This is a genomic window from Sorangium sp. So ce131 (assembly GCF_051519095.1).
Classification (GTDB): domain Bacteria; phylum Myxococcota_A; class Polyangia; order Polyangiales; family Polyangiaceae; genus Sorangium.
Genome location: NZ_CP150455.1, coordinates 8217016 through 8230420, shown reverse-complemented (window position 1 = coordinate 8230420; position 13405 = coordinate 8217016). Strand labels below are relative to the sequence as shown.

The window sequence follows — 13405 nt, the reverse complement described above, 5'->3', positions numbered from 1 at the left end:
CGCCTGCGGTCATGTTCTGAGCCCCTGCGGACATCGCCGATCACCGCCTCATCCGGGAGCGCTCCGTGCCCTCGCCGAGCGGCGGCGTGGTCGCGCGACGACGAGGGGCGCTCGACGCCCCTGCGCGCCACCTCCGCCGCGCCCGGGCGCGCCTCGCGAAACCCCTACCGCGCCGCCGCGTAGTACCGCGCGAGCCACACGAACGTGCGCTCTGACAAGAACCACGCGGATTGACGCGATAGGTGGGACCATGAACAAACGGATGGGTCATTGGCTGGGTGCGGTCGCGATCGTCAGCACGTCGCTGGCGCTGGTCGGGTGCGGTGACTCCGGCGTTGCGGGAGCGCCCGGCTCCGGCGGCGCAGGAGGCTCCGGCGGCTCCGGCGGCGCGCCCGGCAACGCGAAGAAGAGCTTCGCTTACACGATCACGAACCCCGACGGCGAGAACGGCATCGAGGCGTTCGCGCGCGACCCGGAGACGGGGAGGCTCACCCACCTCGGGCGGACCATGACCGGCGGCAAGGGCGATCCGTTCACGGGCGGCGCGGAGCAGCACGCGCTGGTCTCCGACGGCGAGCGCGTGTTCGCGGTGAACCCCGGCAGCGACGAGATTTCCGCGTTCGCTATCGAGGACGACGGCTCGCTGACGCTCCTCGGTACATCGCCCTCCGGCGGGAGGCGCCCTGTCAGCCTGACGCTGCACGCCGATCGGCTCTTCGTGGTGAACGAGGGCAACCCCCCGGGCGCGGATCCGAGCGACTTCGTGGAGGCCAGCTACGCCGGGTTCACCGTGCGCAGCGACGGAACGCTGGAGCCCATCCCCGGGGCGACCGTCGCGGTCGACAAGGGGCACAGCCCGAGCGATATCCTGTTCAACCATGACGGCAGCCGGCTCGTCGCGGCGCGGCCGGCGGGCAGCTTCCTCGACAGCTTCGAGGTCGGCGCGGACGGCGCGCTCAAGCGGACCGACCAGCGCGAGACCCCTGCCGCGTTCGCGCTCGCGTTCAGCCCGACCGCGCCGGACCAGATCTTCGTGGCGCTCGCCGACGGGCAGGCGGGCCTGCCTGCGCCCGGCGTGGCCGCCTATACGCTGGCAGACGACGGCACCCTCGGCCTGAACAACGTGATCACGGACGCCGATCAGTTCGATCCGTGCTGGTTGGCCGTCTCGCCGGACGGCAGATATCTCTGGGCGGCGGCGTTCCTGCCGAGGACGTTGACGCGGTACACGATCGCGGCGGACGGCGCGATCGCCGCGAGCGGCGTCTATGATCCCGGTCAGACGGGGCCGGGCGCGACGGACATCGCCCTCGATCCGGCCGGCAAATTCCTCTACCAGCTCCGGGCCTTCGACGTGCCCTCGCTGGGGCAGAACCCGATTGTGCCCGAGATCCACGTCCTCCGGGTGGATGAGGAGAACGAGCGCGGCGGGCTGACCCACGTGCAGACGCTGGCGCTACCCGACGATCTCGCGTCCACGGGCGTGATGGGCATGCTCATCGTCGACATCGACCGCTGAGCGGAGCGGGAGCGCCCACCGGGCAGGCCCCTCTCCAAGGCCGAGGTGGGCGAGCTGCTCGCGCAGCACGCGGCAGCGCGTTCCTCTGTGTTACCGTCAAGGTGTCTCACCCTATCCAGAGCGCCAACCGAATTTTGCGGCGGAGTACGCAACAGAGGGCGGGGGTGTGTCGATAGACATGAGATGAGCCGCCAAGACACCAAGGACGCTAAGGACGTTGAAGACGCCAAGGACGCCAAGGACGCCAAGGACGCCAAGGACGCCAAGGACGCCAAGGACGCCAAGAAAGAGGATAGGGGCGAGCCCGGCGCGGAGCTGGATCGCTTCGCCCGCTGCGTCATCGGCGCCGCGATCGAAGTGCACCGAACTCTCGGCCCTGGCTTCCTCGAAGCCATCTACGAAGAAGCGCTGTGCGTCGAGTTGTCCTTGCGCCGTATACCGTTCGCCCGGCAAGTGCCCATCCGCGTGGACTACAAGGGGAATCTCGTGGGCCGGGCTCGTATGGATCTCGTTGTGGATGGTCAGCTCGTCGTCGAGCTCAAGGCCACCGAGTGTATCGCCCCGATCCACGTCGCGCAGGTCCTGTCATATCTCAAGGCGGCAAGACTTCGACTTGGTCTCGTGATCACCTTCAACGTGGCCGTCCTCCGCACCGGCATCAAGCGCGTGGTTCTTCTCTCATAATCTTGGCGTTCTTGGCGTTCTTGGCGTTCTTGGCGTTCTCTCTCTTTCCGTGATGAGCATCCGCAGTAGTGGTCGCGAGCGGGAACAAGACGATACGCATCGTCGGGTGCTGATGGGAGATCGTTGACGGCCACGGAAAGGATCGCGCACGGGAGACGGGAGACGGGGACCGAAGCGGCCGCAGCCGAGTGGCAGGATCGCACGGACAAGCCGGACCGTGTTCCCGTCGCAAGGCCCTGCCGGCGAGGGATCCTCGGCCCCACAAGTCCGCCAGGGGGTGAATCATGCAGCTCGTCTCGAAGGCAATTGCCACGCTCGTCCTCACCTTGCCCTCGATCCTGCTCGCGGCCGACGCGGCCGCCGACGATCGCGCGCAGTCGCGGGTATGCGGCCGGATTTTCCTCGGGTCACCGCCCCGGGCCACGGTGGTCCGCGAGAACGTGGCCGTCGACTATTTCGTGTCTATCAGGGTCACGAGGCTCTCCGTCGTGGCCGGCTGTACCGTCTTTGTCGACGGCCGCCAGTACGACGGCGGCTCCAGCGGTCGTCTGTATTCCCTGGACACGATGGCCGGCGGATACAACTGCTCGTGCAGGTGATCTCGGGCGTTCCACGGGCCGCGTCTCCGGCACGCCGCTGGACGCCCCCCCACAGCCGTGCCCCCGCTCCCCGCGCCGGTGATGGCGCCTGGGTCGTGTCGTGTCCCGCGGACGGGCGCAGCGTGAGCGGCCTCAGCCCGTCGGGACCGCCGCCTCGAACACGCCACGGTAGACGTCGTCCACCGCGATCTCGCACCCGACCGAGGACAGCGCAGCTCCGTCGCCGGGACCGTAGACCCGGAGCACCCAGCTCTCGTCCGCCTGGCGCGTGAAGACCTCGATCCGAGGCGCCTTCTGCGACGCGAGGACGACCTCGCGGATCGACGACACGGTCTGGTAGTGCGCGACCTTGTCGCCGCGGTCGTAGGCCTCGCTCGACTCGGAGAGCACCTCGACCACGAGGACCGGATTCAGGAGCGTATCGCGCCGCTCGTCCTCGAACTCTGGACGACCGCAGACGACCGAGCCGTCCGGGTAGACATAACGATGCGCGGCAGGGATCTTGATGCGCATGTCGGAGTTCAGCGCCGTGCACCCGCGATCACCCAGCGCGTTGCGGAGCAGCCGGCCGATGTTCGCGGCGACGGCGCTGTGCTCGAAGGTGCCGACGGACATCGCGAAGATCTCGCCGCCCGCGTACTCGTGCCTCACGTCGGATGCGCGCTCGAGGGAGAGGTACTCCTCCGGCGAGAGTCTCCGTCGAGGTGCCACGCCCATGAGCGACAGCGTCGCGCGCCAGGTTGGCGATGTCCATGAGCAGACCGGCAGAGCGCGCCCGCGCGAGGGGCCGCGCCGTGGGGCGAGCCAGCGCACGCGCACGGGAGCGGGAGGACGCGGGACGGGGACGGCCGTCCACCTCGCCCCGCGCCGGTGATACCGTCGTCCTGCGATGGACCGCACGCTCGTCGATGAGGGCAGCTCCTCCCGCGATCCCGGCCCTGTCCCCATGCCGCCGGGGGGGCTCGCGCACGCCCCGGGCGACGTCCTCGACCGCCGTTACCTCCTCCGCGTCAGGCTCGGCCGCGGCGGCTTCGGCGACGTCTGGCGCGCCGAGGAGCTCCTGCCCGACGGCACGCCGTTCCGCGAGGTCGCCCTCAAGCTGCTCGTCTCGGACTTCGTCGAGGCCCCGGACTGGGCCGAGGAGGCCAAGCTCCTCGCCTCGTTCCGCCATCCGTCGCTCGTCACGATCTACGCCGCGGGCATCCTCCAGGGCACCCCGCGGACGCCGTTCGTCTCGATGGAGCTCCTCGAGGGCCGCAACCTCGCCGACCTGATCCGTTACCGCGGCCGCATCCCGTGGCGCCGCGTCGTCGCCTGGGCGCGCGACGTCGCCGGCGCGCTCGACGTCATCCACACGCGCGGCGTCGTCCACCTCGACCTCAAGCCCGCCAACCTGTTCCTCACGCACGACGGCGCCCTCAAGGTGCTCGACTTCGGCATCTCGCGGCGCGCCGGCCCCACGCCGTCCGGCCCCGTCTCGCGCGCCGCCGGCGCGGCCCCGGCGCTCGTCGGCGGCGCCGCCCACGGCGCGGTCGCCCTCGCCGGCACCGTCCCTCTCGCCGGCGGCGCCGCGCTGCCCGGCGGCGCCGCGCTGCTCGCCGCCTCTCCCCGCGCCGCCGCCTCCCCGGGCGCCGTCACGCCCCCCGGCGCCCTCGGCGACGTCGGCACCGCCGCCTTCCTCGCCGAGCGCGACGTCTACGCCTCCACCCGCCGCGCCTTCGCCGGCGCAAACAACCCCGCCGCCGCCCGAAGCGTCATCGGGACCCCGGGCTTCATGGCCCCCGAGGTGCTCGAGATGGCCGAGCCCACCGCCGCCACCGACGCCTATGCGCTCGCCGTCTGCATCGTGCAGCTCGCGACGGGCCGCCTCCCGCAGGACGTCCCCGCCGAGCCCGACGACGTCGCCGACCCCGCCCGCGTGAGCGCCTGGTGGGCCGATCTCCGCGCCGCCACCCTGCGCGGCGCGATGCGCGACCTCGCGCGCGATCCCGCCCGGCTCCCGCGCGGGCTCGTCGCGCTCCTCGTGCGCCTGCTCTCCATCGACCCCGCGCACCGCCGGGTCGCGCCGGGGAGGCTGAAGCAGCTGCTCGACGAGGTCTGGGAGCGCCCCCACGGCGTGCCCGACCCGCCGTACCGCGGCCTCGCCCCGCTCTCGTCGACCGACGAAGGGCTCCTCTTCGGGCGCGACGACGACATCGCCCGCCTCGGGCGCGAGCTCGAGTTCGAGCCGTGCGTCATCCTCCAGGGACCGCGCGGCTCCGGCAAGACGTCGCTCGCCTCCGCCGGCCTCGTGCCCCACCTCGCGCGCCGCCACGTCGACCACAAGGACGACTGGATCGAGGCGCGCGTCACGCCGAACGCAGCCCCGACCAGCGCCTCCGACGCCGCCCCGAGCGGCGATCCCGCCGCCACCCCGAGCGGCGACCCCGACGCCGCCCTCGCCCGCGCCCTCGCCGCCGTCTCGCCCGAGCTCGAGACCGCGGACCTCGCCGCCCTCACCACGTTCTGCATGGCCTCCCCCGTCGGCGTCGCGCTGGTCGTCGACCCGATCGCGCCCCTCGGCGCCGGCCGGCTCGCCGCCCTCGTCTCCGCCCTCGCCACCGGCGAGACGCCGCGGGGGCTCCGGCTCATCGGCGTGCTCGACGAGGCCGACGAGCGCGCCGCGGAGCTGCTCGCCTCGCCCGCCGGCGAGGGGATCCGCGCCGCCCTGCGCTACGTCGGCCTTCCCGCCGCCGCCGCCGTGAAGGACCTCGTCGCGCGGCCCGCGGCCCTCGCGGGCGCCGAGGTGCGCGGCCTCGGTCACGTCGCCGCCGAGGTGCAGCGCGAGCTCCGGAGCGGCGGCGCCGCGCTCTCGTTCGTCGCGCTCGCCCTCGACGCGTGGTGGGACGCCCGCGACGCCTCCGGCGCGCTCCACGCCGAGGCCTGGGACCGGCTCGGCGGCGTCCGCGGCGCCCTCGCCCGCCACGCCGACGCGGCCCTCGCCGCCCTCGACGCGCCCAGGCGCGCCGTCGCCGACGAGCTCCTGCTCCGCCTCGGCGCCATGGACGGGTCGCGCGTCCGCTGGGCCGAGGACGAGCTCGTCGAGACCACCTCCTCGCCCGCCGAGGCCGCGGAGGTACTCGGCGCCCTCGAGCGCGCGCGCCTGCTCACCCGCCGCGACCGGACCGTGGAGCTCGCCCACGACGCGCTCGTCTCGAGCTGGCCCCACCTCGCCGCCACGCGCGCGACGCACATGGATCGCCTCATCCTGCTCGAGCGCCTGCGCGAGGCCGCCGACGCGTGGGACCGCTCCGGCGAGCAGCCCGAGCTCCTCCTCCGCCGCGACCTGCTCGACCAGATCAAGGCCGGCGCCGTCGACGTCGATCGGCTCCCGCGGCGCGAGCGCGCCCTCGCCCGCCAGAGCCTGCGGCGCGCCCGCATCCAGCACGCCAAGAAGCTCGGCGCCGCCGCCGCGATCGGCCTCGCGCTCGGCGCCGCCGTCGCCGCCGAGCGGTGGTTCGCGGCGCGCCAGGCGGGCGCCGAGGCCGCGCGCCGGGCGGCCGAGGAGCGCGCCGATCTCGCGGAAATTATTGGTAAATCGCGCCGCACCGAGGATCCGTACCACCGCGCCGCCTGGATCGCCGCGGCCATGGAGCGGCGCGCGGACGACGGCGCGCTGCCGCTCGACCTCGCGGCCACGGCGCGGGGCCTGCCGCGCGCGCACTTCCTCACGCTCGACGGCGCGACGGCGCCGGCGCTGCCGTGGGACGACCGCTGGGTCATCGCCGGCGGGCCGGGGGGCGCGATGATCGTGGCCGACCTGATCCCGCCGGACCCCGAGGTCATCGAGGGCGTGGAGCTCGACGCCGACCCGGAGAGCGTCGCGCGCGCCAAGTCGCCGCGCGTGCTGTCGTTCAGGCCGCACGAAGCGCCGCACGTCGAGCGGGCGCCGTTCGCGTTCGACACGGCCGTGGCCACGCGCTCGGTCACCGGGGAGGTCCACGTCTTCCGGCTGCAGGAGGGCGGCACGGTCGCGCTCGCGGCGGTCTCGCCGGTGCGCTGCAGCAGCGCGGTCCACGTCGCCGAGGCGGCGCCCGTGCTCGCGTGCTCCACCGACGGCGGCGTCGCGCGCTGGGACATGCGGCGCGGCGGCGGCGCGGGCGCCGTCGACCGGCACCCGTTCCGCGGCAACGTGCTCGGCGTCTCGCCCGACGGCGAGCGCGTCGCGGCGGTGCTCGGGCGCAGGGCGCTGCTCTGGGAGCCAGGCGCCGCGGGCGGAGGCGGCGCGGCCGCGGGCGGAGGCGGCGCGGCCGCGGGCGCCGCGCCCGGCAGGAGCGCCGAGATCGCCCTGGTCTCGCCCGCCGTGCTCGGGCGGTTCAGCCCGCGCGATCCCGTGATCGCGCTCGTGCAGCAGGGCAGGACGTCGATCTACGCGTTCGACCGCCCCGGCGCGCCGCTGCTCGAGCTCGACACCGATCCGGCGCCCGCGTCGGCGCGCTGGGACGCGGGCGGCCTCGACCTCGGCGTCTGCGGCGGCGGCGGCAGCGTCTGGCACTACCTCCGCGCGGGCGGGCGCGCCCCCGGCGATCCGCCGCCCGAGGGCTCGCCGTGCGAGGCGACGCCGGGGAAACGCGCGCCGCGGCCGCTGCGCTCGCGCGGCGAGGCGAACGACGTGGCCGAGCGCGACGTCGGGCCGCACATGTTCCTCGGCGGGTGGCGGCTCCCGGACGGCCGCATGCTCACGCGCGACCTGGTCCTGTTCACCCCGGGCCCGCCCGCGGCGGAGCGCCTGCTCGGGTTCGAGGGGCGCGATGCGGCGGGGGGCCCGGAGCCGCTCGACGCGGGCGCCTCGGCCGCGGCGGCGCTGCGGAGCGGGGGCACGGTGGCGTTCCAGATCGGCGGCGAGGTGCGCCTCTACGACGAGGGCACCCGGCGCCGGATGGCCGCGCGCAGGGGGCACCTCTTGCGCCGCTGCGACGACGGCCGCCTCGCGGCGTACCGCCAGGAGGTCGGCGTGTGGCGGGTGTTCGACGCGCTCACGGACGCGACCCTGGAGCTCGTGCCGAGGGCGCCGGCGTTCGTGCTCGGCGTCGACGCCGCCTGCCGGACGCTCTTCACGCAGGAGCTCGACGGCAACCTCGTCGCGACGTCGTTCCGCGACCTCTCGTCGCGCACGCTCGCGGTGACCGACGGCTACGTCTACGACGCGCGCCCGAGCCCCGCGCGGGGCGGCGTCGGCCCTGGCCTGTGGCTCGCGTTCAGCTCGGGCGCGGTGGCGCGCCTCGACGAGGAGCGGGGCGAGGTGCGCGTGCTCGGGTACGCCACGCCGCGGGCGAGCGCGATCGCCGACGGCCCGCTGCCGGGCGACGCGGCCTTCGCCGACGCGACGGGGGTCGTCGTGGTGCGGCAGGGCGGCGTCGCGGAGCGGGTGCTCGACGCGTCGAGCGCGGCGGAGTGGGAGGACATCGCCGCCGCGCCCGACGGCAAGACGATGCTGCTCGCGTCGGCCGACCGGATCGTGGTGCTCGACCTGATGCGGCGCGAGATCGTCGGCGCGATGCCGTCCGAGGGCCGGGAGCGGCTCGCGCCGTGGGACGCCGAGGGCTCGGCGCTCTCGTGGTCGTTCGGCCGGGCCGGCGGGCCCACGGGGATCGTGGTGCCGCGCGGGCTGCCGCTCGCGAAGCGCGTGGGCGAGGCGGTGTCGAACCTGCGGGCGCAGGGCAAGCGGCTCGTGGCGCGGCAGTAGCGGGGGCGAGGGGAGGGGGCGGATGCTGCTTCCGGAGGTGCCGTGGCTTACTATGCTGACCTGAGCCCGTGTGATTACTTCGGTCGCTGGCAGGATGTCCTGCGGGCGGTCGGATGGCTCGAGCCGGGCCATCCGTTCGCGACCGGCCCGGTGCCCGAGGAGCTCTTCGGAGCGCTGGTGCGGCTCCTCTCCGAACCGTGGCAGCCCGTCGCCGCCGGCGGAAGTCAGCGATGTCCTTACTGCCGATTCACGGGCGGGCCGCGCGAGCTTCGATATGAGGGGACGGCGATCCGCGTCGGCGCGAACAACCTATTCGTCCCTGCGAGCGATGGGGTACACGTCGCTCCGAGCTTGATCGCGCACTACATCGATGCCCACGACTATCGCCCGCCTCCGGCCTTCCAGCAGGCCGTCCTGCGCTGCCCGGAGATGAGGTCCATCGCGTACCTGAAGGAGATAAGGGCGCGAGGGCTCGTGATCACACGTCCCGCGGGGTGACGTGCGGAGCCTGGTCCTTGGGCTCGACGTTGTAGGTCGCTGTTCGAGATGACGGCAAAGGGCCTGTCAGAAAACCGTGCCGTGAAGCTCCGGTGACGGCTCCCGCAGGCGCGGCGGGGTTTGGCGGCTCACGAAGACCCGCGCTGGCTCTGCTGCGGTAAGACTGAGCCGGGGTTCGAAGCGCCAAGGACGCCAAGACGCCAAGGACGCCAAGAAACCATGGAGATAGGAGGAGAAAATCCCGGACGATCTTTCCCTCTCCTCTTGGCGTCCTTGGCGCTCTTGGCGCCCTTGGCGTCTCGAGGAGGACGACTGCGAGCCCGGTATGCAGTTCCCGGAGGCCTGAGCTGTCGCGGTTCGCCACGGCGCTCGGAGGATGCCTCGCCCCGCTGAGCACATCCGCGGCCCCTGTGCGGCGAGCTGCGCCAGGCCCCCTGCCTGGCCGGCTCGCCCGCCCGCCCGCCGCCCTTCTCGACACCTCTCCTGACTCCCCACCTGCCGCGGTGTGTCGCTCGTCACCATTCGCGCTGAGCGTTCCAGCTCACCCATTCTCCGCCGACACGCCCCGCCTTCGCCCATGACGCACCGCAGCCCCCGAGCGCTCGTATCCGCGCTCACCGGGCGATGAACACGCCCGCCCTGGGCATCACCACGCGCCAATCACCTGGCCCGCGATTCACCGCGGCGCCCGCCTGTCAGTCGACTCTCACAGGGCCACCGCTCACCTACATGAGCTCCGCCGCAGCGACGGTCAAATGGATTGGCTCCGGTCCGGGAACGAAGTACGCTGTTCGAATCGTGTCAGCTGTCGAACCGAGCCAGAATGCATCGCTCTTCCTTTGCATCACGTTCTTCCCCAACGAGCGCCTGGCCACCGCGGTGCTGCGGCTCGTGTCGAGCTTCTGCGGCATGGTGCTCGACGACGCCAATGTGAGCTCGCGGTTCTACATGGCGGCGCACGAGCTCGCCGAGAACATCACCAAGTACTCCACCGGGCCGCGCGTCAGCCTGGAGCTCGCGCTGGAGGAGGACCAGAGCGCGTACATCATGAAGATCCGCGCGCGCAACGAGGCGTCTCCGGAGCAGCTGCGCGAGGTGGAGCGGCGGCTCCTCGAGCTGAAGACCGCGACCGACCCGGTGAAGCACTACGATGACCTCATCTGCGAGACGGCGATGGTGGAGGGCGTGTCCGGGCTGGGCCTCGCGCGCGTCCGGGCGGAGGGCGGCCTCGACGTCGATTACAAGATAGAAGGCAACGAGCTCACCATCATCGCGCACGCGCCGGTCGGCAGGTGGAGGGGCGATGAGCAGCCTAAGGCTTGAGCCCGTCGCCCTGGACAGCTTCGGGGCCGAGACGATCCTGCGCGACGACACCGTCTCCGTGCGGCTCACCGGGACGGGCGACATGGCGGCTGCCGGGCCGCTCGGCGGCCACCTCAAGGCCCTCCAGCAGGAGGTGGCGCGCCTGTCGGCCCGCGCGGTCGTCTTCGACGTGCGGGCCCTCCACTTCCTGAACTCGAGCTGCCTGAAGGCGTTCATCAGCTTCGTCAGCGGCCTCGCGGGCCTCGGCCTCCGGTGCAGGACGGAGTTCCTCACCGACGCGCGGCTCCCGTGGCAGCGGCGGAGCCTCGCGGCGATCGAGCGCATGTCGCCGGAGCTCGTCTCGATCGCCGACACCTGACCCGGGGGGCTCAGGCCATGACGAAGAAGCGCCGGACCATCGCCCTCCTGATGGACTTCGTGCGGGGCGAATACCAGTCCGAGGTCCATTTCGGGGTCGAGCGCGCGGCCGAGGCGCACGACGTCAACCTCGTGATCGCCTTCGGCGAGACGCTCGCCGTCCCCGGCGTGGCCGAGGCGGCGCAGAACAGCATCTATCACCTCATCGGCCCGGAGACCGTCGACGGCGTCGTCGTCGCCTCGACGACCCTCTGCCATCACGTCGGCGTCGAGGGGATGCAGCGCTTCTGCCGGTCCTACGCGCCGCTGCCCGTCTGCAGCATCGGGGTCGGGATCGGCGGCGTCCCGAGCCTCGTCGTCGACAACGCCTCCGGCATCGAGATCTCGGTGGGGCACATGGTCGACGACCACGGGCGCCGGCGCGTCGCGTTCATCGGCGGGCCGGCCAACAACGAGGAGGCGGAGGCGCGCACCCGCGCGTACCTCCGGGCGCTCGCGGCGCGGTCTCTCCCCCACGACCCGGAGCTCGTCGCCTTCGGCAAGTTCACGATCGACAGCGGGCGCAACGCCATGCGCGAGATCCTCTCGCGCGGGGTCGAGTTCGACGCGCTCGTCGTCGCCAACGACAACATGGCCCTCGGCGCGATCGAGGCGCTCAAGGAGCGCGGCCTGCGCGTCCCGAAGGACGTCCTCGTGTGCGGCTTCGACGACGCGGTCATCGCGCGCTTCGGGAAGCCGTCGCTCAGCACCATCCGCCAGCCCATCAAGCGGCTCGGCGCGCGCGCCGTCGACACGATCGTGCGCATGCTCGACGGCGAGCCGGTCCCGGAGATCAGCCTCTTCCCGGTCGAGCTCACGCTGCGCGAGTCCTGCGGCTGCGGCATGCAGGTCGAGTCCGCGGGCGCGCCGCCGAGCAGGGCGGCGCGGCGCGGGCCGCCCGCGCTCGCCGCGCCGCGGCAGGAGCGGGAGGAGCTCGCGCGCCTGCTCGAGCAGAGCGTCGCGATCCCGGCCGGATCGCTCCAGGGCTGGCCCGGCGCGCTGCTCTCGGCGCTCGAGGAGGAGCTCGCGGGCAAGGAGGGCCGCTTCCTCCACGCGCTCGAGGCGCTGCTCGACGCCGCGGCGCGGGAGGGCGCGCTGCTCGAGCACTTCCAGGGCGTGATCACGCTGCTCCGCGCGCGGTTCCTCGGCGGCCCGGGGGGCCGGCGCGACCCGGCCCTGGAGGACGCGCTGGAGCGCGTCTGGCACGGCGCGCGCATCGTGATCGGGAGCGCGTCCGTGCGCGCCGAGGGCCGGAAGCGGCTCAACGTGGAGCTCGCCGCGCTGTACCTCAGCTGGAGCGCGCGGAGCTTCGCGACGTGCCTCTCCCTGCCCATCCTCCACCGGATGATGGCGTCGGAGCTGCCGCGGATGCAGTTCTCGCGCGCCGTGGTGTCGCTCTACGACGACGCGCAGCGCACGACCATGAAGCCGCTCTTCATGATGGAGGACGGCCGCGAGGTGGAGGAGCCGCCCGCGAGCTTCCCGGCGCGGCAGCTCGCGCCGGAGGGGTTCCTGTTCGGCGCCGAGCGCAGGAGCGTGATCGCGCTCCCGGTCGCCTTCGGCGACGCGGAGAAGTTCGGCGTCGCGGTGCTGAACAGCGGCGCCAACGAGATGGTGTATGACGCGCTGCGCCTGCAGCTCGGCTCCGCGGTGAAGGCAGCGGCGCTGCACTGGGAGGTGGTGCGGCAGGTCGAGCTGCGCGAGCGGCTGGAGCAGGAGAAGGTCCGCCAGGAGAGCGTCGTCGCGGCGCGGATCCAGACCACGCTGGTGCCGGCGAAGCTGGAGGTCGAGGGGCTCGAGCTCTGCGCGGCGATGAAGCCGGCCGCGGAGGTCGGCGGCGACTACTACGACGTCATCGCGACGCCCGGGGGCGGCTGGCTCGGGATCGGCGACGTCGCCGGGCACGGGCTCGCGGCGGGGCTCGTGATGCTGATGATCCAGAGCATGGTGTCGGCGCTGGCGCGCAGCGAGCCGACGGCCAGCCCGGGCGAGATCGTCTCCGCGGTCAACGCGGCGGTGTACGAGAACGTGCGCAGCCGGCTGAAGCGGGACGAGCACGCGACGCTGCTGCTCTTGCGGTACGAGCGGGGCGGGCGGGTGACGTTCGCGGGGGCGCACGACGACATCCTCGTGTGCCGCGCGCGCACCGGGCGGTGCGTGTGCGTCAAGAGCACGGGCGTCTGGATCGGCGCGTTGCCGGTCATCGACGCGATGACGCGAGACTCCAAGTTCGTGCTGGAGGACGGGGACGTGCTCGTGCTCTACAGCGACGGCGTGACCGAGGCGCGGAGCGCCCATCGCGAGCAGTTCGGGCTGGAGCGGCTCTGCGCCGCGATCGAGTCCGCCCAGTCGTCGCCCGTGGAGGTGATCCGCGACCGGATCCTCGGGGAAGTCGAGGTCTGGTGTCCGAGCCCCGACGACGACATCACGGTCGTGGTGGCGAGGTACCGCGCGCCCCGTTGAGCCGTCGGCCGCCTCGACCCCCGGCGCGGCGCGGCGCTCCCGGCGAGCGCGGGATGCGAGCGCGGGATGCGAGCGCGGGATGCGAGCGCGGGATGCGAGCACGCGAGCACGGATAAAGACCTGGAGTCGCCCTCCTCGCCTACATAAGCGCCTGTGCGCCCCCGCGTGCAGAAGGGATTGGATTCGGATCGAAAACGA

The 13405-nt window shown here is 73.1% G+C and carries 9 protein-coding genes; 8 read left to right on the top strand and 1 reads right to left on the bottom strand.

What is annotated here, in order from left to right; all coding sequences use genetic code 11:
- Nucleotides 1–250 precede the first annotated feature (250 nt).
- The 3 genes from WMF43_RS29935 to WMF43_RS29925 all read left to right on the top strand — a co-directional run bounded on the left by WMF43_RS29935 (nucleotide 251) and on the right by WMF43_RS29925 (nucleotide 2802).
- The gene (locus WMF43_RS29935) at nucleotides 251–1519 is read left to right on the top strand and encodes a lactonase family protein (RefSeq protein WP_437669817.1); all 1269 of its coding nucleotides are present in this window, start codon (nucleotides 251–253) and stop codon (nucleotides 1517–1519) included.
- A gap of 183 nt (nucleotides 1520–1702) precedes the next feature.
- On the top strand, nucleotides 1703–2203 hold the full coding sequence (locus WMF43_RS29930) for a GxxExxY protein (protein WP_437669815.1): 501 nt from the start codon (nucleotides 1703–1705) through the stop codon (nucleotides 2201–2203).
- A 284-nt stretch (nucleotides 2204–2487) separates the two neighbouring features.
- Nucleotides 2488–2802, top strand: coding sequence for a hypothetical protein (locus tag WMF43_RS29925; RefSeq protein WP_437669813.1), 315 nt, complete (start codon nucleotides 2488–2490; stop codon nucleotides 2800–2802).
- Nucleotides 2803–2934: 132 nt separating this feature from the next.
- Here WMF43_RS29925 and WMF43_RS29920 read toward each other — a convergent pair whose 3' ends face one another.
- Nucleotides 2935–3519 (bottom strand): Uma2 family endonuclease, encoded by a 585-nt coding sequence (locus WMF43_RS29920; protein ID WP_437669812.1) that lies wholly within the window; start codon nucleotides 3517–3519, stop codon nucleotides 2935–2937.
- Nucleotides 3520–3691: 172 nt separating this feature from the next.
- On the opposite strand from WMF43_RS29920, the gene WMF43_RS29915 reads away from it, so the two are divergent.
- The 5 genes from WMF43_RS29915 (at nucleotide 3692) to WMF43_RS29895 (ending at nucleotide 13207) form a co-directional block, all read left to right on the top strand.
- Complete coding sequence (locus tag WMF43_RS29915) at nucleotides 3692–8527, top strand: nSTAND1 domain-containing NTPase (protein ID WP_437669810.1); 4836 nt, start codon at nucleotides 3692–3694, stop codon at nucleotides 8525–8527.
- Nucleotides 8528–8569: 42 nt separating this feature from the next.
- Nucleotides 8570–9025, top strand: a complete 456-nt coding sequence (locus WMF43_RS29910) for a hypothetical protein (RefSeq protein WP_437669808.1) — start codon at nucleotides 8570–8572, stop codon at nucleotides 9023–9025.
- Between the two features lie 798 nt (nucleotides 9026–9823).
- The gene (locus tag WMF43_RS29905) at nucleotides 9824–10348 is read left to right on the top strand and encodes a hypothetical protein (protein WP_437669806.1); all 525 of its coding nucleotides are present in this window, start codon (nucleotides 9824–9826) and stop codon (nucleotides 10346–10348) included.
- Entirely contained in the window at nucleotides 10329–10706 is a 378-nt protein-coding gene (locus WMF43_RS29900) for a hypothetical protein (RefSeq protein WP_437669804.1), read from the top strand. The genes WMF43_RS29905 and WMF43_RS29900 overlap by 20 nt, the downstream gene beginning before the upstream one ends.
- A 17-nt stretch (nucleotides 10707–10723) precedes the next feature.
- On the top strand, nucleotides 10724–13207 hold the full coding sequence (locus tag WMF43_RS29895) for a SpoIIE family protein phosphatase (RefSeq protein ID WP_437669802.1): 2484 nt from the start codon (nucleotides 10724–10726) through the stop codon (nucleotides 13205–13207).
- Nucleotides 13208–13405: the final 198 nt, after the last annotated feature.

What these genes read in the sequence shown, in the direction of transcription:
- WMF43_RS29915 (WP_437669810.1), top strand. Translation starts at nt 3,692, where the DNA reads ATGGACCGCACGCTCGTCGATGAGGGCAGCTCCTCCCGCGATCCCGGC.
- WMF43_RS29895 (WP_437669802.1), top strand. Translation starts at nt 10,724, where the DNA reads ATGACGAAGAAGCGCCGGACCATCGCCCTCCTGATGGACTTCGTGCGG.
- WMF43_RS29935 (WP_437669817.1), top strand. Translation starts at nt 251, where the DNA reads ATGAACAAACGGATGGGTCATTGGCTGGGTGCGGTCGCGATCGTCAGC.
- WMF43_RS29920 (WP_437669812.1), bottom strand. Translation starts at nt 3,519, where the DNA reads ATGGGCGTGGCACCTCGACGGAGACTCTCGCCGGAGGAGTACCTCTCC.
- WMF43_RS29930 (WP_437669815.1), top strand. Translation starts at nt 1,703, where the DNA reads ATGAGCCGCCAAGACACCAAGGACGCTAAGGACGTTGAAGACGCCAAG.
- WMF43_RS29900 (WP_437669804.1), top strand. Translation starts at nt 10,329, where the DNA reads ATGAGCAGCCTAAGGCTTGAGCCCGTCGCCCTGGACAGCTTCGGGGCC.
- WMF43_RS29925 (WP_437669813.1), top strand. Translation starts at nt 2,488, where the DNA reads ATGCAGCTCGTCTCGAAGGCAATTGCCACGCTCGTCCTCACCTTGCCC.